Origin of the sequence: Kitasatospora sp. NPDC094028 (assembly GCF_049543595.1) — a bacterium.
Lineage (GTDB): Bacteria > Actinomycetota > Actinomycetes > Streptomycetales > Streptomycetaceae > Kitasatospora.
Genome location: NZ_JBMVFA010000026.1, coordinates 22,145 through 45,746, shown reverse-complemented (window position 1 = coordinate 45,746; position 23,602 = coordinate 22,145). Strand labels below are relative to the sequence as shown.

The following is a 23,602-nucleotide window of genomic DNA, read 5'->3' as shown; positions in this document are numbered from 1 at the left end:
TCTCGTCGGTCGGGAAGGGGCGGTCAGCGGCCGAGCTGCTCGGAGATCTTCGCGAGCTGCGCCAGCCGCTTCTCCAGCGTCGGGTGGGTGGAGAACAGCTGCGCGGCGGTCTCCCGGGCGCTCAGCGCGGGGGCGAAGTAGAAGGCGTTGTACGGCTGCGACTTGCGCAGGTCCTCGGTGGGGATGGCGGCGATCTGCCCGGTGACCTTGGTGAGCGCGGCGGCGAGGGCGCTGGGCCGGCCGGTGAGCTGGGCGGCGGCGCGGTCGGCGGCGAGCTCGCGGTAGCGGGAGAGCAGCCGGGTGAGCAGGAAGCTGATGGCGTAGACGACCATCGACACCAGCGGGATGATCAGGGCCGCGATGGCCGCGTTCTGGTCGTTGTTGTTGCGCCCGCCGCCCATGAACCCGCCGTACAGGGCGATCCGGGTCATCGCCCCGGCGAGGACGCCGAGGAAGCCGGCGACGGTCATCACGGCGACGTCCCGGTGGGCGACGTGCGACAGCTCGTGCGCGAGGACGCCCTCCAGCTCCTCGGGCTCCAGCCGGCGCAGCAGGCCGGTGGTGACGCAGACCACGGCGTTCTGCGGGTTGCGGCCGGTGGCGAAGGCGTTCGGCATGTCGTTGTCGGCGACCGCCACCCGGGGTTTGGGCATGTCGGCGAGGGCGCAGAGCCGGTCGACCGTGCCGTGCAGCTGGGGGTACTGCTCGGGGCTGACCGGGCGGGCGCCCATCGCCCGCTCGGTGATCTTGTCGCTGAACCAGAACTGGGCCACGAACAGCCCGCCGGAGATCAGGACGATCAGCGGCCAGGCGCCGCGCAGCAGCGCGATCAGCAGGCCGGTGAATCCGACGTACAGCAGCCCGATCACGAACATGGTGGCGACCATGCGGCTGGTCAGGCCGCGGTCGGGGGCGAACCGGGTGTGCTGGCCCGAGCTGGTCATCGCTTGCTCCTCCCAACGCCGTCGCTTTCGATGCTGCCACCCGGACGGCCGCCGGGCACCACCCGCGCGCGGGCCGTGTCGCGCCGGACGGGCGGAACTGCGGGCAGGATCACTCCGGCCGGGCCGTTCCTGCGGTCGGACCCGGGCCGTACACTGGCAGGTACGGTTCTGGCACTCGTGTGTTCGGAGTGCCAGGATCCGGGTCCTTCGCCGGAGCGGCCCGCAGCATCACAGACGGACAACGTGCGACGACGGAGGTGCGTGCCCATGGCCGGTGAGGTCCGCCAGCTGGACGAGCGCAAGCTCGCCGTGCTGCGCGCCATCGTCCAGGACTACGTCGGCACCGAGGAGCCGGTCGGCTCCAAGGCGCTGGTGGAGCGGCACAACCTCGGCGTCTCCCCGGCGACGGTGCGCAACGACATGGCGGCGCTGGAGGAGGAGGGCTACATCCACCAGCCGCACACCAGCGCCGGGCGCATCCCCACCGACAAGGGGTACCGCCTGTTCGTGGACCGGCTGGCCGAGGTCAAGCCGATGAGCGCCCCCGAGCGCCGGGCGATCCGGCACTTCCTGGACGGCGCCGTCGACCTGGACGACGTGGTCGCGCGCACCGTGCGGCTGCTCGCCCAGCTGACCCGGCAGGTGGCCGTCGTCCAGTACCCCTCGCTGTCGCGCTCGACGGTGCGGCACATCGAGCTGGTGGTGCTGGCCCCGGCCAAGGTGATGCTGGTGCTGATCACCAACACCGGCCGGGTCGAGCAGCGGATCGTGGACTGCCCGGGCACGGTCGGCGAGACCGTCCTGGCGGACCTGCGGGCCCGGATCAACGCGCGGGCGGCGGGCCAGCGGCTGCCGGACGTCCCGGGGCTCCTGGAGGAGCTGCCGGGCCAGTTCGAGCAGGGCGACCGGCCGACCGTCAGCACGGTCCTGGCGACCCTGTTCGAGGCGCTCGCCGAGCAGAACGAGGAGCGGATCATGCTGGCCGGCACGGCCAACCTGACCCGCTTCGGGCACGACTTCCCGCTCACCATCCAGCCGGTGCTGGAGGCCCTGGAGGAGCAGGTCGTCCTGCTCCGCCTCCTGGGTGAGACCGCGGACGCCGGGATGACGGTCCGGATCGGGCGGGAGATCGCCTACGAGGGGCTGAATTCCACCTCGGTGGTGTCGGTCGGCTACGGTTCGGGCGACGAGAGCGTGGCCAAACTGGGGGTGATCGGTCCGACCCGGATGGACTACCCGGGCACAATGGGGGCGGTGCGGGCGGTGGCACGGTACGTGGGTCAGATCCTGGCCGAGTCGTAGCAAGCAGGCTTCCGTCAGAATTCTGACGGGGGCGTCCAGTCGCAGCACTACTACAGGCGGAACAAGCGGAGCATTTGGTGGCCACGGACTACTACGCGGTACTCGGCGTCCGACGGGATGCGGGGCAGGACGAGATCAAGAAGGCGTTCCGGCGCCTGGCGCGCGAACTGCACCCGGACGTCAACCCGGACCCGAAGACGCAGGAGCGGTTCAAGGAGATCAACGCCGCCTACGAGGTGCTCTCCGACCCGCAGAAGCGCCAGGTCTACGACCTCGGCGGCGACCCGCTCTCCCCGGGCGGCGGCGGCGCGGGCGGCTTCGGCGCCGGCGCGGCGGGCTTCGGCTTCTCCGACATCATGGACGCCTTCTTCGGCGCCGCGGCCGGCCAGCGCGGCCCGCGCTCGCGCACCCGCCGCGGCCAGGACGCCATGATCCGGCTGGAGATCACCCTGGAGGAGGCCGCGTTCGGCACCACCAAGGAGCTCCAGGTCGACACCGCCGTCACCTGCACCACGTGCAGCGGCGAGGGCGCGGCCCCCGGCACCTCCGCGCAGACCTGCGACATGTGCCGCGGCAAGGGCGAGGTCTCCCAGGTCACCCGGTCCTTCCTGGGCCAGGTCATGACCTCCCGCCCCTGCCCGCAGTGCCAGGGCTTCGGCACCGTCGTGCCGACCCCGTGCCCGGAGTGCGCCGGCGACGGCCGCGTGCGCGCCCGCCGCACCCTGACGGTCAAGATCCCGGCCGGTGTCGACAACGGCACCCGCATCCAGCTGGCCGGCGAGGGCGAGGTCGGCCCGGGCGGCGGCCCGGCCGGCGACCTGTACGTCGAGATCGCCGAGACCACCCACAGCGTCTTCCAGCGCCGCGGGGACGACCTGCACTGCACCGTCACCATCCCGATGACGGCGGCCTCGCTCGGCACCCAGGTGCCGCTGCAGACCCTGGACGGGCTGGAGGAGGTCGACATCCGGCCCGGCACCCAGTCCGGCCAGTCGATCCCGCTGCACGGGCGCGGCATCACCCACCTGCGCGGCGGCGGCCGGGGCGACCTGATAGTGCACGTCGAGGTGCAGACGCCCACCAAGCTCGACGCCGAGCAGGAGGAGCTGCTGCGCCGACTCGCGGTGCTGCGCGGCGAGGAGCGGCCGTCCGGCCAGTTCGCGCCGGGCCAGCAGGGGCTGTTCTCGCGCCTGAAGGACGCCTTCAACGGCCGCTGAGTCCCGCTCGTCGTGAAGGGTGCCGGGGGAGATCCCCGGCACCCTTTCCGTGTCCCCACCCACCCGGAGGTACCCCGTCATGACCGCGCCCGTGTTCGTCGTCGAGACCGAGCGGATCGCCGCCGCCGCGCCCGGCTCGGTGGTGCGCCTGGACGGGCCCGAGGGGCGGCACGCGGCCGCGGTGAAGCGGCTGACGGCCGGCGAGGCGGTGACGCTCGCGGACGGGCTGGGGCTCGGCGTGGACGGGACGGTCGCCGAGGTGCTCGGCAAGGACGCGATCGACGTGACGGTGGCGGCCGTGCGCCGCGAGCCGGCGCCGGCGCCGCGGATCGTGGTCGTCCAGGCGCTGCCGAAGGGCGACCGCGGCGAACTGGCCGTGGAGACCATGACCGAGGTCGGCGTGGACGCGGTGATCCCGTGGTCGGCCTCGCGCTGCATCACCCAGTGGAAGGGCGAGCGCGGCGCCAAGGCGCTCGCCAAGTGGCGGGCCACCGCCCGGGAGGCGGGCAAGCAGTCCCGCCGGCTGCGCTTCCCCGAGGTGGGCGAGCCGGTGACGACCCGGCAGCTGCTGCCCGTGCTGGCCGGGGCCGCGTTCGCCGCCGTGCTGCACGAGGAGGGCGCCGAGCCGCTGGCGCACGCCGCGCTGCCGCACAGCGGTGACGTGGTGCTGGTGGTCGGCCCGGAGGGCGGGGTGTCGCCGGAGGAGCTGGCGGCCTTCGCCGAGGCCGGCGCGAAGCCGTACCGGCTCGGCCCCTCGGTGCTGCGCACCTCGACCGCCGGGGTGGCGGCGGGCGCGCTGCTGCTGGGGCGCACCGGCCGCTGGTCCTGAGCTCCCGGGCGCCGGGCGCGTCTGCCGAAATCGTGGGCGGGCGGGCGGTGCGGCTGCCTACGCTGGCCGCGTGACGGACTCCCTCAGCACCTCCGCGGGCGCCTATCCGCGCCACCCCCACCTGCACGGTGACCTGCTCACCTTCGTCGCCGAGGACGACCTCTGGCTCGCCCCGCTGGACGGCGGCCGGGCCTGGCGACTGACGGCCGATCACCTGCCGGTGCACCACCCCCGGTTCTCCCCGGACGGGCGGAACATCGCCTTCACCTCCACCCGCGACGGCGCCCCCGAGGTGCACGTGGTGCCGGTGGACGGCGGCCCGTCCCGGCGGCTCACCCACTGGGGCAGCGACCAGACCCGGACGCTCGGCTGGACACCGGACGGCCGCCCGGTCGCCGCGACCACGGCCGGTGAGGCGAGCCCGCGCCGCACCTGGGCGCACGCCGTGCCGCTGGACGGCGGCGCGTCGCGGCGGCTGCCGTACGGGCCGGTCGGCGGGCTGGCCTTCGAGCCGGGCGGCGACCGGGTGCTGCTGGTCACCAGCAACAACCGCGAGCCGGCCTGGTGGAAGCGCTACCGGGGCGGCCGGGCCGGCAAGCTGTGGCTCGGCCGGGACGGGGACGAGTTCGTCCGCGTCCACGGGGAGCTGGACGGCCAGCTCGACTCGCCGATGTGGGTCGGCGGCCGGATCGCGTTCCTGTCCGACCACGAGGGCGTCGGCGAGCTGTGGTCCAGCCTGCCGGACGGCTCCGACCTGCGCCGCCACACCGCCGACCCGGACGGCTTCTACGCCCGCGGCGCCGCCACCGACGGCGCCCGGGTGGTCTTCCACCGGGCCGGCGAGGTCTGGCTGCTGGACGACCTGGACGACCTGGACGGCGCCGGGCCGCGCCGCCTCGACGTCCGGCTGGCCGGCCCGCGCACCGGCCGCCGCCCCCGCCCGGTGCACGCCGCGCACTGGCTGGAGTCCGTCTCGCCCGACCGCACCGGCCGGGCCAGCGCCGTGGTGGTGCGCGGCGGCGTGCACTGGCTGACCCACCGCGAGGGCCCGGCCCGGGTGCTGGACGAGACCCCGGGCGTGCGCGGGCGCCTGGCCCGGGTGGTGCAGGGCGAGGACGGCGCCCAGGGCGTGCTGTGGGTGTCCGACGCCGAGGGCGAGGACGGGCTGGAGTTCACCCCGGCCGTGCAGGGCGCCGAGCGCCGCCGGCTCGCCGCCGGGCAGCTGGGCCGGGTCAACTCGCTGGCGGTCTCCCCGGACGGCAAGCAGGCCGCGCTCGGCGTGCACGACGGCCGGGTGCTGCTGGTGTCGCTGGCCGACGGCGCCGTGCACGAGCTGGACCGCAGCCGGGACGGCGAGGTCAGCGGGCTGGTGTTCAGCCCGGACTCGGCCTGGCTGGCCTGGTCCCGCCCGGTGCACGGCCTCGGCGCGTACTCGCTGCGCCAGATCGCGCTGGCGAACCTCGCCACCCGCACGGTCGGCGAGGCCACCCAGCCGCGCTTCGTCGACACCTCGCCGGCCTTCACCGCGGACGGCCGCTACCTGGCCTTCCTGTCGGTGCGCAACTTCGACCCGGTGTACGACGCGCACGGCTTCGACCTGGCCTTCCCCGGCGGCTGCCGCCCGTACCTGGTCACGCTGGCCGCCGACACGCCCTCGCCGTTCGGGCCGCAGCGGGCCGGGCGCCCGCTCGGCGGCGAGGAGGACGAGCCGCGCGCCAAGAAGCCGGACGGCGAGGAGGGCGCGGCCGACGCCGCGCCGGTGACCAGGGTCGACCTGGACGGCATCGCCGACCGGATCGTGCCGTTCCCGGTCGAGGGCGGCCGCTTCGGCCGGCTGCGCGCCGCCAAGGACGGCGTGCTGTGGACGCGTTCCCCGCTGCTCGGCGAACTCGGCGACGACGCGGCCTCGTTGGACGACCAGCGGCCCCGGCCGGTGCTGGAGCGGTTCGACCTGAAGCGGCGCCGTGCCGAGCAACTGGTGCACGGCCTCGACGACTTCACGGTCAGCGGCGACGGCACCCGGGTGGCCGTGCTGGACGAGGGCGAGCTGCGGATCGTCCCCGCCGACCACAAGGCGGGCGGCGAGGACGACGAGACCACCGTCGACCTCACCCGGCTGCGGGTGAGCGTCGACCCGGCCGCGGAGTGGCGGCAGATGTACGCCGAGAACGGCCGGCTGATGCGTGACAACTTCTGGCGCCCGGACCTGGACGGCGTCGACTGGGCGGGCGTGCTGGAGCGCTACCGGCCGCTGGTCGAGCGGGTCGGCTCGCACGACGAACTGGTCGACCTGCTCTGGGAGGTGCACGGCGAGCTCGGCACCTCGCACGCCTACGTGGCGCCGTACGGCCGCTACACCGAGCCCGCCCGCCGCCAGGGCCTGCTCGGCGCCGATCTGGTCCTCGACGGCGGGCAGTGGCGGATCGCCCGGATCCTGCCCGGCGAGTCCTCCGACCCGCGGGCCCGCTCGCCGCTGGCCGCGCCGGGCGCCGCGATCCGCCAGGGCGACGCGGTCCTCGCCGTCAACGGTCGCCCGGTGGACCCGGCCACCGGCCCGGCGCCGCTGCTGGCCGGCACCGCCGGGCAGCCGGTCGAGCTGACCGTGGCCGGCAAGGACGGCACCGACCGGCGCCACCCGGTCGTCGTCCCGCTCGCCGACGAGGAGCCGCTGCGCTACCACGACTGGGTGGCCGGGCGGCGGGGCGCGGTGCGCGAGCTGTCCGGCGGGCGGCTCGGCTACCTGCACATCCCCGACATGCAGGCGGCCGGCTGGGCGCAGCTGCACCGCGACCTGACCACCGAGATGGCGAAGGAGGGCCTGGTCGTCGACGTCCGGGAGAACCGGGGCGGCCACACCTCGCAGCTGGTGATCGAGAAGCTGGCCCGCCGGATCGTCGGCTGGACCTTCGCCCGCGACCTCGCCCACCCGGTGCCGTACCCGGCGGACGCGCCGCGCGGGCCGGTGGTCGCGCTGGCCGACGAGATGTCCGGCTCGGACGGCGACATCGTCAACGCGGCGATCCAGGCGCTGGGCATCGGCCCCGTGGTCGGCACCCGGACGTGGGGCGGGGTGATCGGCATCGACAGCCGCTACCAGCTGGTCGACGGCACCCTGGTCACCCAGCCCAAGTACGCGTCCTGGCTGGAGAACTACGGCTGGGGCGTGGAGAACCACGGCGTCGACCCGGACGTCGAGGTGCCGTGCGCCCCGCACCACTGGGCGGCGGGGGAGGACCCGCAGCTGGCCGAGGGCGTGCGGATCGCGCTCGCGGCCCTGGCCGGTGCGCCGGCCCGGACGGCGCCGCCGGCCCCCTGGGAGTAGATCGTGTACGGGGCCGCCCCGAGCCGAAGGAGCGCCGGAGCGAGGAACGTCGGCACCGGGTCGGAGCGCCCCGGAGGCGAGCGGGCGATGAAACAGCGCGGGAAGTCGACGGGGCCGACTTCCCGCGCCGCGCGGTGAGTAGGATGCGGGGCTGTTCTTGATCCAGATCGCCTGATCGACAGTCACGGGGGAGCACATGGCGCAGGGCTATCCGCCGCCGCAGCCGCAGCAGTACGGCTACGGCCCCAATCCGTACGCGCAGCAGCCTCAGCCGCCGCAGCCGTACCCGCCGCAGGGGTACCCGCCTCCGCAGCAGCCGTACCCGCCGCAGGGCCAGCAGCCGTACCCGCCGCAGCCGCAGCCGTACGCGCAGCAGCCGTACCCGGCGCAGGGCCAGCCGCAGCCCCAGCCGTACGCGCAGCCGCAGCAGCCGTACCCGCCGCAGGAGCAGCAGCCGTACCCGCCGCAGGGCTACCAGCAGCAGCCCGCGCAGTTCCAGCAGCCCTACGCGCAGCAGCCGTACGCGCAGCCGCAGCCGGAACTCCCGAAGTGCCCGGAGGAGGCGTTCGCCGGGCGGCGGTTCCTGGCGATCGTGCTCGACTTCCTCCTCGCCCTCGTCGCCGGCTTCGCGGCCGCCATCGCCGACGACAAGACGGCGGAGACCGCCAAGCCCGTCGTGCACGCCGGCCACACCGTGATCCAGAGCCCGGTGGTGCCCTTCTGGGTGGCGTTCATCGGCGTCAGCCTGCTCACCTCCTTCCTCAACCAGGTGGTGCTCGCCCGGCTCACCGGCTTCAGCGTGGGCAAGGGGATCCTGGCCATGCGGGTGGTCCGCCGCAAGCACGTCCAGCGCCCCAACACGTGGCGGCTGACGCGGCGTTGGCTGCTCGGCTTCGTCGTGCTGATCGTCATGTGGCTGTCCGACGAGGTCGAGGTGTCCGAGGGCGACATCGTCGGCATGCGGTCGGTGCGCTGGAAGCACCTGCGGGAGTACGAGCAGGCGGTCGGGCGGCTCGGCTAGGCTGCGCCCGTACGGACCAGAGCATCCCGCGAACCGAGGAGAGACCGATGGCCGGCGAGCCGCAGCACGACTGCGTGTTCTGCAAGATCGTGGCGGGCGAGATCCCGGCGACCGTGGTGCGCAAGACCGAGCGCGTCCTCGCCTTCCGCGACATCGCCCCGAAGGCCCCGGTGCACGTCCTGGTCATCCCGCACGTCCACTACCCGAACGCCGCCGCGCTGGCCGCCGCCGAGCCGGAGATCGCCGCCGAACTGCTCGCCGAGGCGGGCGCGGTGGCGAAGGACGAGGGCCTGGAGGACTACCGGCTGATCTTCAACACCGGTGCGGGCGCCGGCCAGACCGTCTTCCACGCGCACGTGCACGTGCTCGGCGGCACGTCCATGACCGAGCGCATGGTCTGACGTGTCCCAGCGCGAACTCGTCGTCCTCGGCACCGCCAGCCAGGTGCCCACCAGGCACCGCAACCACAACGGCTACCTGCTCCGCTGGGACGGCGAAGGCCTGCTGTTCGACCCCGGCGAGGGCACCCAGCGGCAGATGCTGCACGCCGGGGTCACGGCCACCCAGATCACCCGGATCGCCGTGACCCACTTCCACGGCGACCACTGCCTGGGCCTCGCCGGGGTCATCCAGCGGATCAACCTCGACCGCGTCCCGCACCCGGTCGACGTCTACTTCCCCGCCTCCGGCGAGGTCTACTTCGAGCGGCTGCGGCACGCCACCGCGTACCACGAGACCGCCGTGCTGCGCCCCCGGCCGATCGACGAACCCGGCCCGCTGCCCGCGCCCGGCGCCCGCTTCGCGCTGGACGCAGTCCGGCTCGACCACCCCGTCGAGTCCTTCGGCTACCGGCTGTCCGAGCCGGACGGCCGCCGGCTGGTGCCCGAGCGGCTCGCCGCACTGGGCGTGTCCGGCCCGGCGGTCGGCCGGCTGCAGCACGAGGGCGCGGTCGTGGTGGACGGCCGGACGGTCACCCTGGACGAGGTCAGCGAGCCGCGGCCGGGCCAGAAGTTCGCCTTCGTGATGGACACCCGGATGTGCGAGGGCGTGCACGCGCTCGCCGAGGGCGCCGACCTGCTGGTCGCCGAGGCGACCTTCTCGGACGCCGACGCCCGCCTCGCCGAGGACCACGGCCACCTCACCGCCGGCCAGGCCGCCAAGGCCGCCGCGGAAGCGGGCGTGCGCACCCTGGTGCTGACCCACTTCTCCCAGCGCTACCCGGACCTGGGCCAGCACCTGGCCGACGCCCGCAAGCACTTCGACGGGGAACTGGTGATCGCCGAGGACCTCGCCCGGGTGCCCGTCCCGGCCCGCCGGTAGCCGCAGCCGTGCGGGAAAAGGGCTCGCGCCGCTCCGCGATCTGCCGCAGCATCGTCGGGTGCGGCCCCGCCGCCCGCCGCGGCGATCACGTGCGCGGCGTACCCTGGTGCCCCGGAGAGACCGAGCGGCACCCGAGACCACGGATGGGATGAGGCAGGCCCCAGGGCCGACCCATGAGTGACACATCGCAGACCCGTACCAACGGACGGTCGCGGCCCGAGCCGGCCGACGACGGTCGCGTGAGCGCCCGGATCGTGATCCCCGAGAAGCACCCGATGGTCACCCTGCTCGGCACGGCGGACTCGCTGCTGCGCGTGATCGAGCAGGGGTTCCCGGCCGCCGACATCCACGTCCGCGGCAACGAGGTGACCGCCACCGGAGAGCGCGCCGAGGTCGCCCTCGTGCAGCGCCTGTTCACCGAGATGATGCTGGTGCTGCGCACCGGCCAGCCCCTGACGGAGGACGCCGTGGAGCGCTCCATCGCCATGCTCCGCGAGGAGGGTCCGGACGGCCCGGCGCCGTCCGAGGTGTTCACCGCGAACATCCTCTCCAACCGGGGCCGTACGATCCGCCCGAAGACGCTCAACCAGCAGCGCTACGTCGACGCGATCGACAAGCACACCATCGTGTTCGGCCTCGGCCCGGCCGGCACCGGCAAGACCTACCTGGCGATGGCCAAGGCCGTGCAGGCCCTGCAGGCCAAGGAGGTCAACCGGATCATCCTGACCCGGCCCGCGGTCGAGGCGGGGGAGCGGCTGGGCTTCCTGCCCGGCACCCTCTACGAGAAGATCGACCCGTACCTGCGCCCGCTCTACGACGCGCTGCACGACATGATGGACCCGGACTCCATCCCGCGCCTGATGGCGGCCGGCACCATCGAGGTCGCCCCGCTCGCGTACATGCGCGGCCGCGCGCAACCGCTTTTCACCAAGGTGCTCACGCCGGACGGCTGGCGTGCGATCGGCGACCTCCGAGTGGGTGACCTCGTCACCGGGTCGAATGGCGAGCCGACACCCGTGCTGGGTGTCTACCCGCAGGGTGAGAAGGACATCTACCGCGTCACGGCTCAGGACGGGGCATCGACGCTCTGCTGCGGAGAGCACTTGTGGACGGTCCGGACAGCAGCGGACCGTCGCCGGAACAAGCCCTGGCGCGTTCTCGAAACCCGGGAGATGATCGGGAACGTCCGGGCCGCGCACGCGCGGCGGTACGAGTTGCCGCTGCTCAGCCAGCCGGTTCGCTTTCCGGAGCAGGACGTGCCCATCGACCCGTACGCATTGGGACTGCTGCTCGGTGACGGCTGCCTCACCGGCTCCACGACACCCTCCTTCGCCACTGAGGACCCCGATCTCGCGTCCGCCCTGGACGCAGTTCTGCCGGGAATCGAAGTTCGGCCGAAGGGCGGAGTCGACTACACGCTGAGCAGGGCGAAGGCGCCGGGCGACCTGATGACCCTCGCGAACCCGCTCACCGAGGTCCTTCGGGAGCTCGACCTCCTGGGCGGCAGGTCGTGCTCGAAGTTCGTGCCCGAGGTCTATCTTCGCAACTCCCCGGCGATCCGTCTGGCCGTCCTGCAGGGGCTGCTGGACGCGGACGGCGGGCCGGTGACGCAGGCCGGCCGGACCTGCCGCGTGCAGTACACGACCACCTCGATCCTGCTGCGCGATGACGTGATCGAACTGGTCCGGTCCCTCGGCGGGGTGGCCTACACCCGGCGCAGGCCGGCGGAAGGCCGGAAGCCGGGCCGCGCGCGGGGCCGCGACATCCAGCACCGCTACGATGCCCACGTCGTCGACATCCGCCTTCCCGAAGGGATCGAACCCTTCAGGCTGCGGCGCAAGGCGGAGAAGTACCTCGCCGCCGGCGGTGGAGGGCGGCCGATGCGGCACATCGACAGCATCGAGCCCGCCGGGCGCGAGGAAGCCGTATGCATCCAGGTCGCGGCGGCCGATTCGCTCTACGTGACCGAGGACCACCTGCTGACGCACAACACCCTCAACGACGCCTTCATCATCCTGGACGAGGCCCAGAACACCTCGCCCGAGCAGATGAAGATGTTCCTCACCCGCCTCGGGTTCAACTCCCGGGTGGTGGTCACCGGCGACACCAGCCAGATCGACCTCCCGGGCGGCACCCGCAGCGGCCTCAAGGTCGTCCAGGAGATCCTGGCCGACGTGCCCGACATCCACTTCTCCGTCCTCACCAGCACCGACGTGGTCCGCCACAAGCTGGTCGGCCGGATCGTGGACGCCTACGAACGCTGGGACGCCCGGCAGGAGGCCGAGCAGAACACCCCGCTCGACCGCAAGCCGACCCAGCGCCGCCCCGGCAAGACCGCGGCGGCCCGCGCACCCCGACAGTCCCACCGCACCGAAAGCTGAGCACCAAGCCCCTCATGTCCATCGATATCGCCAACGAGTCCGGCTGGGAAGCGGACGAGGAGGCCATCCTCGACGTCGCCCGCTTCGCCCTCGACCGGATGCGGATCCACCCGCAGTCCGAACTGTCCGTGATCCTGGTGGACGGCGCGGCGATGGAGGAGCTGCACATCCAGTGGATGGACCTGCCCGGTCCGACCGACGTGATGTCCTTCCCGATGGACGAGCTGCGCCCCGGCAAGGACGGCGAGGAGCTGCCGCAGGGCCTGCTCGGCGACATCGTGCTGTGCCCCGAGGTCGCCAAGCAGCAGGGCGAGGCGGCCCCCTCCAAGCACTCGATGGACGAGGAGCTGCAGCTGCTCACCGTCCACGGGGTGCTGCACGTCCTCGGCTACGACCACGAGGAGCCCGAGGAGGAGGAGGAGATGTTCGCCCTCCAGAAGCGGATCCTGGACGACTGGCGGGCGGGCAAGGGCCTCGGCGGCATCTCCCCGGCCCCCACCACCCACTGAGCGCGGGGCCCGAACTCCTGTGAGTGGTGAGAGTACGAGCTTCATCCTCGGCGCCGTGGCGCTGGTCGTGCTCGGCTGGTTGGCCGCGTGCGCCGAGGCGGGCATCTCCCGGGTCTCCCGGTTCCGGGCGGAGGAGGCGGTCCGCAACGGGCGGCGCGGTTCCGCGCGGCTGCTGACCGTCGCCTCCGACCCGATCCGCTACCTCAACCTGGCGACCCTGATCCGGGTCGCCAGCGAGATGGCGGCGGCCGTGCTGGTCACCGCGGTGTGCGTGCGCAACCTCCACCCGACCTGGCAGGCCGTGCTGCTGGCCTTCGGCGTGATGGTGCTGGTCTCCTTCGTGGCGGTCGGCGTCTCGCCGCGCACCATCGGGCGCCAGCACCCGCTCACCACCGCGACCGCGGCCTCCTTCGTGCTGCTGCCGCTGGCCGCGGTGCTCGGCCCGATCCCCCGGCTGCTGATCCTGCTCGGCAACGCGCTGACCCCGGGCAAGGGCTACCGGGAGGGGCCGTTCGCCTCCGAGGCGGAGCTGCGGGCCCTGGTCGACCTCGCCGAGAAGGACGACCTGATCGAGGACGAGGAGCGCCGGATGGTGCACTCGGTCTTCGAGCTCGGCGACACCATCGTCCGCGAGGTGATGGTGCCGCGCACCGACCTGGTGATGATCGAGCGGCACAAGACCGTCCGGCAGGCGCTCACCCTGGCGCTGCGCTCGGGCTTCTCGCGGATCCCGGTGGTCGGGGACAACGAGGACGACGTGGTCGGCATCGTCTACCTGAAGGACCTGGTGCGGCGCACCCACATCAACCGGGACGCCGAGTCGGAGGAGGTCGGCGCGGTGATGCGCCCGGCCGTCTTCGTCCCGGACTCCAAGCCGGCCGGCGACCTGCTGCGCGAGATGCAGCAGCGCCGCTCGCACGTGGCGATCGTGATCGACGAGTACGGCGGCACGGCCGGACTGGTCACCATCGAGGACGTCCTGGAGGAGATCGTCGGCGAGATCACCGACGAGTACGACCAGGAGATCGCGCCGGTCGAGGAGTTGGGCGACGGCTCCTACCGGATCACCGCCCGGCTGCTGGTGGAGGACCTGGGCGAGCTGTTCGGGATCGAGCTGGAGGACGAGGACGTCGAGACAGTCGGTGGCCTGCTGGCCAAGCACCTCGGCCGGGTGCCGATCCCCGGTTCCGCCTGCGAGATCCCGCTGCCGGAGGGCGCCGGGGACGGCGACGGCCTGACCGGCATCCTGCTGACCGCCGAGTCCTCGGCCGGGCGCCGCAACCGGATCGGCTCGATGGTGGCCACGCCGGTGCGCGGGTCGGCGGACGGCGGGGCCGGGCCGGGCGAGTAGCGGGTGGCCGCCCGCCGCGCGACCATGGAGGGCATGACGCACAAACTTCGCGCGGAGTACGGCCCGCAGGGGGCGGCCGGCGGAGCCAAGTCCTGGCACGTGGTGCGGGACGGGGACCCGTCGACGGCGCTGTGCGGCCGGACCATGCCCGACGACGCCGAGACCCGGCCCGAGCAGGAGTGGGGCACCGGGCTGCGGTGCTGCCAGCAGTGCGGCTCGCTCTACATGCACGAGACGCCGCACATGCAGGGGAGCAACCCTTACAGCTAGGCGCGGTTGGATCATGGCCGAGCTCTGGAGGTCGCCATGAAGTTGCACGACGAACTGCCCACCGTCGGAACCCGGCTCGCCATGGTGTGGCGGATCGGGGCGGGGCTCGGGGGGGTCTTCCTGATCGTGTTCGGGATCCTGGGGCTGACCGACCACCCGGGCTTCCTGGCCACCCACGGCGACCGGATCGCCGGGCTGTCGACCAACGGGGCGCTGAGCATCCTGTCCATCGTGGCGGGCGCGGTCCTGGTGGCCGGGGCGGTGATCGGCGGGAACTTCGCGTCCAACCTCAACATGGTGGTCGGCGTGCTGTTCGTGCTCTCCGGCTTCTACGGGCTGGCGGTGCTCGGGCGGCCGGACGCCAACATCCTCAACTTCCGGATGTCCAACGTGCTGTTCGCGTTCGTGTTCGGGATCGTGGTGACGACCTTCGGGATGTACGGCCGGGTCAGCAGCCACCTGCCGCACGACAACCCGTTCTGGCGCGAGCGGATCGAGCACGAGGAGGCCCGGCCGTCCGGTGCCGCGAAGACCTTCGTCAAGGTCCTCAAGCCGAACCCGGGGCGGACCCACCCGGTCGGCCACTGACTCATGACCCACGCCACTTATGCTCGGCGGCATGAGTGACAGCGTCGAACTCGACCCCGAAGACAAGAAGATCATCACCCTGGCCCGCTCGGCCCGCGCCCGCAACGGCGTCCCCGAGGGGGCCGCGGTGCGTGACGAGACCGGCCGCACCTACGTGGCCGGGACGGTCGCCCTGGAGTCGCTGCGGCTGAGCGCGCTGCGGACGGCCGTGGCGATGGCGGTGGCCAGCGGCGCCAAGTCGCTGGAGGCGGCGGCCGTGGTGAGCGAGGCGGAGCAGCCGGCCGAGGCGGACCTGGCGGCCGTCCGGGACCTCGGCGGGGCCGGGACGCCGGTGCTGCTGGCCGGCCCGGACGGGACGCTGCGGGTGTCGGTCGAGGCCCGCTGAAGCCGTACCGCAGGCATCGCCCTCATGGGCTCAGCCGATAATCTCACCGGGGGAGTGGTTCGGTGAGGGGGCTGGGGCATGGGGGCGTTGGCGTTCTTCGCCGGGCTGCTGCTGTTCGTGATGGGCATGGGCAAGTGGCAGGAGTCCGGCTCGCCGTTCTGGCTCTGGGGCTCGGTCGCCTACCTGGTGCTGCTGGTCGTGTTCTCGCTGACCGGGAAGGGCGGGGGGAAGGGCTGACCGGGAGGGCCGAGGGCCACTGCGCGGGGCCTGGGCGGCGGGGCTCCGGTGATCAGGGAGAATGGAGCCCATGAGTGCTCCTTCCTCCTTCCGCTCCGGGTTCGCGTGCTTCGTCGGCCGTCCCAACGCGGGCAAGTCGACCCTGACCAACGCCCTGGTGGGGACGAAGGTCGCGATTACCTCCGACCGCCCGCAGACCACCCGGCACACCGTGCGCGGCATCGTGCACCGCCCGGACGCCCAGCTCGTGCTGGTCGACACCCCCGGTCTGCACAAGCCGCGCACCCTCCTCGGCGAGCGCCTGAACGACCTGGTCCGCACCACCTGGGCCGAGGTCGACGTGATCGGCTTCTGCCTGCCCGCCGACCAGAAGATCGGCCCCGGCGACAAGTTCATCGCCAAGGAGATCGCCGAGATCAAGAAGACCCCCAAGGTCGCCATCGTCACCAAGACCGACCTGGTGGACTCCAAGCGGCTCGCCGAGCAGCTGATCGCGATCCACCAGCTCGGCCTCGAACTCGGCTTCGAGTGGGCCGAGATCATCCCGGTCTCGGCGGTCGGCGACAAGCAGGTGTCGCTGGTGGCGGACCTGCTCACCAAGCTGCTGCCGGAGGGCATGCCGCTCTACCCGGACGGCGACCTCACCGACGAGCCCGAGCAGATCATGGTCGCCGAGCTGATCCGTGAGGCCGCGCTGGAGGGCGTCCGGGACGAACTGCCGCACTCGCTGGCCGTCGTGGTCGAGGAGATGCTGCCGCGCGAGGACCGGCCGGCGGACCGCCCGCTGCTGGACATCCACGCCAACGTCTACATCGAGCGGCAGAGCCAGAAGGCGATCGTCATCGGCGCCAAGGGCGCCCGGCTCAAGCACGTCGGCACGACCGCCCGCAAGCACATCGAGGCGCTGCTCGGCACCCCGGTCTACCTGGACCTGCACGTCAAGGTGGCCAAGGACTGGCAGCGCGACCCGAAGCAGCTGCGCAAGCTCGGCTTCTGAGCCGACGGCGCGCCGGTGCTGCGCGGGGGCCGCGGGTCACGCACCCTCGCGCAGCACCAGGGAGACCAGCTCGCGCTGCGAGTCGCTGAGCTTCGGGTCGGCGCAGTGCACCGTCCGGCCGTCGACGGTGATCTCGTAGTGGAAGCCGTCCGGCACCCCGTAGGAGGGGGCGCGCAGGCCGCCCGCGACGGCCTCGCGGGCGAGGGCGTGGACGTGCGGGGCGTCCGTGCGGTCGACGGTGTCGAGTTCCGCGTGGCGGACGATTCCCGCGAGGCCGCCGGTCCGGGTCACCTGGATACGCATGGTGTCCATGGTGCTACCCATGGATGGGGATTTGCGGCGCTTTTCCCGGACCGTGACCTTGGCTGCGGTTTCGACACCCCCGCGACGGTCGCTCAGCCCGGGCTGACCCCCACCTGGGCCCAGGAGGCGGTCACGGTGTCGGCGATCGAGGGCTGGTCGGGGTAGCGGGCCTTGGCGGCGGCGACGGTGGCCCGGGCGAAGGCGGTGAAGTCGGCGTCGGCGGGCAGCCGGCGGCCGGTCAGCGCGTCGTACCAGATCCGCCCGGCGCGCTCCCAGGCCGGGCCGCCGAGGGCGGTGGCGAGCAGGTAGAACGCGTGGTTGGGGATGCCGGAGTTGATGTGCACCCCGCCGTTGTCCTCGGAGGTGTTCACGTAGTCGCGCAGGTGCGCGGGCTGCGGGTCCTTGCCGAGCCGGGGGTCGTCGTACGCGGTGCCGGGTGCCTTCATCGAGCGCAGCGCGACGCCCTGGATGCCGGGGGCGAGCAGGCCGGCGCCGATCAGCCAGTCGGCCTGGGTGGCGTCCTGGTGCAGCGCGTACTGCTTGACGAGGGATCCGAAGACGTCGGAGACGGACTCGTTGAGCGCGCCGGGCTGGTCGTGGTACTCCAGCCCGGCGGTGAACTGCGTGACGCCGTGGGTGAGTTCGTGGCCGATGACGTCGATGCAGGCGGTGAAGTCGCCGAAGATCTCGCCGTCGCCGTCGCCGAAGACCATCCGGTGGCCGTTCCAGAAGGCGTTGTCGTAGTTCTGGCCGTAGTGCACGGTGGCGTCCAGGCGCAGCCCCTGGTCGTCGATGGAGCGGCGGCCGTAGGCGTCGGCGTAGAGCGCGAAGGTGGCGCCGAGGCCGTCGTAGGCGTGGGTGACGGAGTCGTCGGCGGTCGGGGCCTGGCCCTCGGTGCGGACGGAGCGGCCGGGCAGGCGCTGGGTGTGCCCGGCGTCGGCGATCACCCGGCTGAGGGCCGGGCTCGCGGCGGCGGGCGGGGGCGGGGCGAGGCGGGCCGCGCGGTGCGCGGCGTCGAGCGCGAGGGAGAGGACGGCGGGCTCGTGACCGGCCTCGGCGAGGCGGTCCAGGACGTACGGCGGAACGATCGCGCAGAGCGGGACTCCTGCTGTCATGTGACCCAGGGTGGGACATCGATGACCGGTTGTCACCACCTTTGGCATGACCATTCGCCGTCTCAAGGGGTGGAACGGTAGCCCGGATCACTTCGGGGGCGCGCGGGCCTGGGTTACGCTGGGCTTCATCATGCGCAACGGGCTGCTTCTTCTTAGCTGCCGCGTCGAGGGCCTGTAGTCCCACGGGGGCCGGCTCCCTCGCCGCGGGGAACGAGCTGTGCGCGCACTCAGGCGATCCGATGGTGTATCGCGAGCGGCACCGCAGAGGCCGGCCAATCGGTGTAGACCACCCCGACCCGCCCGCATCACGCATCCACAGGAAGCCGAGAGTCACCTCCATGACCGAGCAGAGCTCCGCCGCGTCCGTTCCCGCCGCCCCCGCCTTCGTCGACCGGCCCACCCCGATCACCGCGGCCTCCGTCCGCCAGCAGCCCTCGGGCATGCGGTACGGCCGCTACCTGCCGTTCGGCACCGTCGACCTGCCGGACCGCACCTGGCCGAACGCGGTGATCACCAAGGCGCCGCGCTGGCTCTCCACCGACCTGCGGGACGGCAACCAGGCGCTGATCGACCCGATGTCGCCGGCCCGCAAGCGGATGATGTTCGACCTGCTGGTCCGGCTCGGCTACAAGGAGATCGAGGTCGGCTTCCCGTCCTCCGGTGCCACCGACTACGCCTTCGTGCGGTCACTGATCGAGGAGGGGGCGATCCCGGAGGACGTCACCATCTCGGTGCTGACGCAGGCCCGCGAGGACCTGATCGAGCGCACGGTGCAGTCGCTGAAGGGCGCGCCGAGCGCCACCGTCCACCTGTACAACGCGACCTCGCCGCTGTTCCGCCGGGTGGTCTTCAAGGGCAGCAAGGACGACATCAAGGGCATCGCCGTGGACGGCACCCGCCTGGTGATGGAGTACGCCGAGAAGATCCTGGGCGACGAGACGGTCTTCGGCTACGAGTACTCGCCGGAGATCTTCATCGACACCGAGCTGGACTTCGCGCTGGAGGTCTGCGAGGCGGTGATGGACGTCTGGCAGCCGGGCGAGGGCCGCGAGATCATCCTGAACCTGCCGACCACCGTCGAGCGCTCCACCCCGAACGTCTACGCCGACAAGATCGAGTGGATGTCGCGGAACCTGTCCCGCCGCGAGTTCGTCTGCCTGTCCAGCCACCCGCACAACGACCGCGGCACCGGCGTGGCCTCCGCCGAGCTGGCCGTCATGGCGGGCGCGGACCGGGTCGAGGGCTGTCTGTTCGGGCAGGGCGAGCGGACCGGCAACCTGGACCTGGTCAACGTCGCGATGAACCTGTTCTCGCAGGGCGTCGACCCGCAGATCGACTTCTCCGACATCGACGAGGTGCGCCGCACCGCCGAGTACTGCAACCAGATGGAGGTGCACCCGCGCCACCCGTACGCCGGCGACCTGGTCTACACCTCCTTCTCGGGCTCGCACCAGGACGCGATCAAGAAGGGCTTCGACGCCCTGACGGCGGACGCGCGGGCGGCCGGCGTGCCGGTCGGGGAGCACACCTGGGGCGTGCCGTACCTGCCGATCGACCCGAAGGACGTCGGCCGCACCTACGAGGCCGTGATCCGGGTCAACAGCCAGTCCGGCAAGGGCGGCGTGGCGTACGTGCTGAAGAACGACCACAAGCTGGACCTGCCGCGCCGGATGCAGATCGAGTTCTCCCGGATCATCCAGGCCAAGACCGACGCCGAGGGCGGCGAGGTCACCCCGGCCGAGATCTGGCGGGTCTTCGAGGACGAGTACCTGCCGACCACCGGCAACCCGTGGGGCCGGATCTCGCTGAGCGGATCGCGCACCCTGACCACCGAGGACGGGCGGGACGCGCTGATCGCCGGCGCGCTGGTGGACGGCGAGCCGGTCACCCTGACCGGTGTCGGCAACGGCCCGGTCTCCGCCTTCGCGGACGCGCTGGCGAAGATCGGCGTGGACGTACGCGTCCTGGACTACGCCGAGCACGCGCTGAGCGAGGGCGGCGACGCCCAGGCCGCCGCGTACGTGGAGTGCGCGGTGGACGGCAAGGTGCTGTGGGGCGTCGGCATCGACGGCAACACCGTGCTGGCCTCGCTGAAGGCGATGACCAGCGCCGTCAACCGGGCCCGGCGCGGGTAATTCGTCAGGGTGGCATGCGAAGGGTCGCCCCGCGGGGCGACCCTTCGCGGTGTCCGGGCGACTGCGGGGCCCTCCTGTGGCCTGCGCCACATTTTTTCGGACCGGAAGCCGTTCCGGGTACTGACACGTGCCGGTAACCGTGGCAACATCGATCCACCGGAAAGCCGGGTCGGTGGGACGGCCTGGTGTCCGGTCGCGTGACCTGCCCGTTGTCGGGCAGGCCGCCTGCCATGTCTGGGGAGTGGCGCCGTGACCAGGTTGTGGGGTGTTCGCCCGCGGTGGCGGACTGACGTTCTCGGTGACTTCTTCTGCCCGGGCTGCGGCGGGGACCGTAACTACCGCCGGCAGCACGGCCGGCGGTGGCTGCGGTTGCTCGGAGCCCCGGTGGTCCCGCTCGGCCCGGTGGCCGGCAGCGTGCAGTGCACCGGCTGCCACGGCCGGTACGGGCTGGAGAGCCTGGAGCAGCCCACCTGCGTGCGGCTCGGCTCGATGCTGCGGGACGCCCAGTACACCGTCGCGCTGGCGATGCTCGCGGCCGGCGGCACCGCCCACCGCGCGGCCCTGGAGGCGGCCTGCGCGGCGGTGCGCGAGGCCGGCTTCGAGGACTGCGGCGAGGCCCAGGTGCTGGCCGCGCTGGCCGCGCTGTCCGGGCTCGGCGCCGAACTCTACGAGGCGCACGACCTGGAGCCGGCCGGGCGGCCGCTGGGGGAGGCCGGCGGCCTCGCCGTCGAGCTGCACGCGGTGCTCGAACCGCTCGCCCCACACCTCGCCCAGCAGGGCCGGGAGCGGCTGGTCAGCCAGGGCGCGGCGATCGCGCTGGCGGACGGGCGCTACCTGCCGCAGGAGCGCGAGGCGCTGGCCGCCATCGGGCGATGTCTGGACCTGCCGCGGGCCCGGGTCACGGTGCTGCTGGAGGCGGCGACCCGGGCGCCGTACGGGAACCTCTGAACCCGGACGGTTCTCCCGCCCGGCGGCCTTCCCGGCTCCATAGCCCTCGCGGCCCGGTAGCCCTCCCGACCTCGTAGCCCTCCCGACTCCTCAGCCCTTCCGGCCCGGTGGGCCGGTCGCCCTCCGCAGCCCCTCCTCATCCGCAGCCCCTCCTCATCCGCAGACCTTTCGAATCCCCCACAAACGGGCCCGCCCATCCCCCCATTCGGGCCCGCCGTGACCCGCACCGCAGTGGTCCTCCCCCACGGGCCCGGTGCGGGCAACACGGCTGTCCGCGGCCGTCCGGGCCTGAGGGACAATGGCTGGCATGAGTCTTTTCCGGGACGACGGCGTCGTGTTGCGGGCGCAGAAGCTCGGCGAGGCCGATCGGATCATCACCCTGCTGACCCGCCAGCACGGCAAGGTGCGGGCGGTGGCGCGCGGGGTGCGGAAGACCAAGTCCAAGTTCGGCGCCCGCCTGGAGCCGTTCTCGCACGTGGACGTGCAGTTCTTCAGCCGGGGCAGCGAGTTGGTCGGCCGCGGCCTGCCGCTGTGCACCCAGGTGGAGACGATCGCGCCGTACGGCGGCTCGATCGTCACCGACTACGGCCGCTACACCGCCGGCACCGCGATGCTGGAGACGGCCGAGCGCTTCGCCGAGAACGAGGGCGAGCCGGCCGTCCAGCAGTACCTGCTGCTCGTCGGCGGGCTGCGCACGCTGGCGGCCGGGGTGCACGAGTCGCACCTGGTGCTGGACGCCTTCCTGCTGCGCTCGCTCGCGGTGAACGGGTACGGCGCGAGCTTCACGGACTGCGCCAAGTGCGGCCTGGAGGGGCCGAACCGTTTCTTCTCGCTCCCGGCGGGCGGTGTGCTCTGCCCGGACTGCCGAGTGCCCGGATGTGCCGTACCCTCCCCTGAGACACTGGTACTGCTCGGGGCGCTGCTGTCAGGGGACTGGCAGACGGCCGATGCCTGCGAGCCCCGGTACTGGCGGGAGGGCAGCGGCCTGGTCGCGGCCTACCTGCAGTGGCACCTGGAGCGGGGCATCCGCTCGATGAGATACGTGGAGAAGTGAGCACATGGCAGCGCGACGGCTCTTCGGCGGCGGCAAGCAGCGGAACTACGTTCCCCCGACCCCGCACCCCAGCGGCGCACAGCCGCCGAAGATCCCCGGCGAGCTGGTCCCCGAGCACGTCGCGATCGTGATGGACGGCAACGGCCGCTGGGCCAAGGAGCGCGGGCTGCCGCGCACCGAGGGCCACAAGGTCGGCGAGTCCGTGGTGCTGGACGTGCTCAAGGGCGCCATCGAGCTCGGCGTGAAGAACATCTCGCTGTACGCCTTCTCCACCGAGAACTGGAAGCGTTCGCCCGACGAGGTGAAGTTCCTGATGAACTTCAACCGGGACGTCATCGCCCGCCGCCGCGACGAGATGGACGCGATGGGCGTGCGGATCCGCTGGGCCGGCCGGATGCCGAAGCTGTGGAAGAGCGTCGTGCAGGAGCTGCAGGTCGCCGAGGAGCAGACCAAGGGCAACGACGCCGTCACCCTCTACATGTGCGTCAACTACGGCGGCCGGGCCGAACTCACCGACGCCACCCAGGCGATCGCGCGCGACGTCGCGGCCGGGAAGCTCGACCCGAAGAAGGTCAACGAGAAGACCATCTCCAAGTACATGTACCACCCGGACATGCCGGACGTGGACCTCTTCCTGCGCCCCAGCGGTGAGCAGCGCACCTCCAACTTCCTGCTCTGGCAGTCGGCTTACGCCGAGTTCGTGTTCCAGGACGTGCTCTGGCCGGACTTCGACCGCCGCGACCTGTGGCGCGCCTGCGAGCAGTACGCGATGCGCGACCGCCGCTTCGGCGGGGCGATCCCGAACGACGTGAAGGCGGGCGGGGCGCTGCCCGCGCAGCGCTGACCGTGCCGTCGCACGACCGAGGGCCCGCAGGAGCGTTCCTGCGGGCCCTGGGTCGTGCTCGGTCGTGCTCGTCCGTGCTCGTCCGTGCCGACTGCCCCGGCGCGGGACGGTGTTCAGCCCTTCTCGGCGCACTCCGCGCAGGTGCCGAAGATCTCCAGCGTGTGCGCGATGTCGCTGAAACCGTGCTCGGCGGCGACCGCGTTCGCCCAGCGCTCCACCGCCGGGCCCTCCACCTCGACGGTGGAGCCGCAGTGCCGGCAGACCAGGTGGTGGTGGTGCCCGCTGCTGCACCGGCGGTAGACGGCCTCGCCGTCCGCGGTGCGCAGCACGTCCACCTCGCCGGCGTCGGCGAGCGACTGCAGGGTGCGGTAGACCGTGGTCAGACCGACCGAGTCTCCGCGGTGCTTGAGCAGGTCGTGGAGCTCCTGGGCGCTGCGGAAGTCCGCGATCTCGTCCAGGGCCGCCGAGACGGCGGCACGCTGCCGGGTCGAGCGGGCGCGCGGCGACGGGCCTGCGGTGGTCACCGTGGG

The 23,602-nt window shown here is 72.7% G+C and carries 23 protein-coding genes; 19 read left to right on the top strand and 4 right to left on the bottom strand.

The window, feature by feature from the left end; translation table 11 throughout:
- Positions 1-23: 23 nt before the first annotated feature.
- Positions 24-944 carry a zinc metalloprotease HtpX gene (htpX, locus tag ACPC54_RS29980; protein WP_498969261.1) on the bottom strand — a complete coding sequence of 307 codons (921 nt, stop codon included), beginning with the start codon at positions 942-944 and terminating at the stop codon, positions 24-26.
- 267 nt (positions 945-1,211) lie between these two features.
- Here htpX and hrcA point away from each other — a divergent pair, with 267 nt between their 5' ends.
- The 15 genes from hrcA to era all read left to right on the top strand — a co-directional run bounded on the left by hrcA (position 1,212) and on the right by era (position 16,673).
- Positions 1,212-2,246 (top strand): heat-inducible transcriptional repressor HrcA, encoded by a 1,035-nt coding sequence (gene hrcA, locus ACPC54_RS29975; RefSeq protein ID WP_498969260.1) that lies wholly within the window; start codon positions 1,212-1,214, stop codon positions 2,244-2,246.
- 77 nt (positions 2,247-2,323) lie between these two features.
- Positions 2,324-3,463 (top strand): molecular chaperone DnaJ, encoded by a 1,140-nt coding sequence (dnaJ, locus tag ACPC54_RS29970; RefSeq protein WP_498969259.1) that lies wholly within the window; start codon positions 2,324-2,326, stop codon positions 3,461-3,463.
- A gap of 79 nt (positions 3,464-3,542) precedes the next feature.
- Positions 3,543-4,292: a 16S rRNA (uracil(1498)-N(3))-methyltransferase gene (locus ACPC54_RS29965; protein WP_498969258.1), complete on the top strand. Its 750-nt coding sequence runs from the start codon at positions 3,543-3,545 to the stop codon at positions 4,290-4,292.
- Positions 4,293-4,362: 70 nt separating this feature from the next.
- The gene (locus tag ACPC54_RS29960; RefSeq protein WP_498969257.1) at positions 4,363-7,614 is read left to right on the top strand and encodes a S41 family peptidase; all 3,252 of its coding nucleotides are present in this window, start codon (positions 4,363-4,365) and stop codon (positions 7,612-7,614) included.
- Positions 7,615-7,810: 196 nt separating this feature from the next.
- Positions 7,811-8,635, top strand: a complete 825-nt coding sequence (locus tag ACPC54_RS29955; RefSeq protein WP_498969256.1) for an RDD family protein — start codon at positions 7,811-7,813, stop codon at positions 8,633-8,635.
- 47 nt (positions 8,636-8,682) lie between these two features.
- A complete protein-coding gene (locus ACPC54_RS29950; protein ID WP_498969255.1) occupies positions 8,683-9,036 on the top strand; it encodes an HIT domain-containing protein in 354 nt (117 codons plus the stop codon).
- A 1-nt stretch (position 9,037) separates the two neighbouring features.
- Positions 9,038-9,955: a ribonuclease Z gene (locus tag ACPC54_RS29945; protein WP_498969253.1), complete on the top strand. Its 918-nt coding sequence runs from the start codon at positions 9,038-9,040 to the stop codon at positions 9,953-9,955.
- 275 nt (positions 9,956-10,230) lie between these two features.
- Complete coding sequence (locus ACPC54_RS29940; RefSeq protein ID WP_498969340.1) at positions 10,231-12,336, top strand: PhoH family protein; 2,106 nt, start codon at positions 10,231-10,233, stop codon at positions 12,334-12,336.
- A gap of 14 nt (positions 12,337-12,350) precedes the next feature.
- Positions 12,351-12,845, top strand: a complete 495-nt coding sequence (ybeY, locus tag ACPC54_RS29935; RefSeq protein ID WP_045693630.1) for an rRNA maturation RNase YbeY — start codon at positions 12,351-12,353, stop codon at positions 12,843-12,845.
- A gap of 19 nt (positions 12,846-12,864) precedes the next feature.
- A complete protein-coding gene (locus ACPC54_RS29930) occupies positions 12,865-14,196 on the top strand; it encodes a hemolysin family protein (protein WP_498969251.1) in 1,332 nt (443 codons plus the stop codon).
- A gap of 33 nt (positions 14,197-14,229) precedes the next feature.
- Positions 14,230-14,466, top strand: a complete 237-nt coding sequence (locus tag ACPC54_RS29925; RefSeq protein WP_498969250.1) for a hypothetical protein — start codon at positions 14,230-14,232, stop codon at positions 14,464-14,466.
- Positions 14,467-14,502: 36 nt separating this feature from the next.
- Positions 14,503-15,054 (top strand): DUF4383 domain-containing protein, encoded by a 552-nt coding sequence (locus ACPC54_RS29920; RefSeq protein ID WP_498969249.1) that lies wholly within the window; start codon positions 14,503-14,505, stop codon positions 15,052-15,054.
- Between the two features lie 31 nt (positions 15,055-15,085).
- Positions 15,086-15,439, top strand: coding sequence for a cytidine deaminase-like protein (locus tag ACPC54_RS29915; RefSeq protein WP_498969248.1), 354 nt, complete (start codon positions 15,086-15,088; stop codon positions 15,437-15,439).
- A gap of 78 nt (positions 15,440-15,517) precedes the next feature.
- Positions 15,518-15,676 carry a hypothetical protein gene (locus tag ACPC54_RS29910; RefSeq protein ID WP_498969246.1) on the top strand — a complete coding sequence of 53 codons (159 nt, stop codon included), beginning with the start codon at positions 15,518-15,520 and terminating at the stop codon, positions 15,674-15,676.
- A gap of 61 nt (positions 15,677-15,737) precedes the next feature.
- A complete protein-coding gene (gene era, locus ACPC54_RS29905; protein ID WP_498969244.1) occupies positions 15,738-16,673 on the top strand; it encodes a GTPase Era in 936 nt (311 codons plus the stop codon).
- A gap of 36 nt (positions 16,674-16,709) precedes the next feature.
- On the opposite strand, the gene ACPC54_RS29900 is transcribed toward era, so the two are convergent.
- A complete protein-coding gene (locus ACPC54_RS29900; protein ID WP_498969243.1) occupies positions 16,710-16,976 on the bottom strand; it encodes a protealysin inhibitor emfourin in 267 nt (88 codons plus the stop codon).
- Between the two features lie 92 nt (positions 16,977-17,068).
- Complete coding sequence (locus tag ACPC54_RS29895; RefSeq protein WP_498969242.1) at positions 17,069-18,091, bottom strand: M4 family metallopeptidase; 1,023 nt, start codon at positions 18,089-18,091, stop codon at positions 17,069-17,071.
- Between the two features lie 338 nt (positions 18,092-18,429).
- Between ACPC54_RS29895 and leuA the strand changes: the two genes are divergently transcribed.
- From leuA to ACPC54_RS29875, 4 genes are all read left to right on the top strand, one after another.
- Positions 18,430-20,226 (top strand): 2-isopropylmalate synthase, encoded by a 1,797-nt coding sequence (gene leuA, locus ACPC54_RS29890; protein WP_498969240.1) that lies wholly within the window; start codon positions 18,430-18,432, stop codon positions 20,224-20,226.
- Positions 20,227-20,475: 249 nt separating this feature from the next.
- Positions 20,476-21,174 (top strand): TerB family tellurite resistance protein, encoded by a 699-nt coding sequence (locus ACPC54_RS29885; RefSeq protein WP_498969239.1) that lies wholly within the window; start codon positions 20,476-20,478, stop codon positions 21,172-21,174.
- A 307-nt stretch (positions 21,175-21,481) separates the two neighbouring features.
- The gene (gene recO, locus ACPC54_RS29880; protein WP_498969237.1) at positions 21,482-22,228 is read left to right on the top strand and encodes a DNA repair protein RecO; all 747 of its coding nucleotides are present in this window, start codon (positions 21,482-21,484) and stop codon (positions 22,226-22,228) included.
- Between the two features lie 4 nt (positions 22,229-22,232).
- Positions 22,233-23,072, top strand: coding sequence for an isoprenyl transferase (locus ACPC54_RS29875; RefSeq protein WP_498969236.1), 840 nt, complete (start codon positions 22,233-22,235; stop codon positions 23,070-23,072).
- Between the two features lie 113 nt (positions 23,073-23,185).
- On the opposite strand, the gene ACPC54_RS29870 is transcribed toward ACPC54_RS29875, so the two are convergent.
- Entirely contained in the window at positions 23,186-23,596 is a 411-nt protein-coding gene (locus ACPC54_RS29870) for a Fur family transcriptional regulator (RefSeq protein WP_498969235.1), read from the bottom strand.
- Between the last annotated feature and the right edge of the window lie 6 nt (positions 23,597-23,602).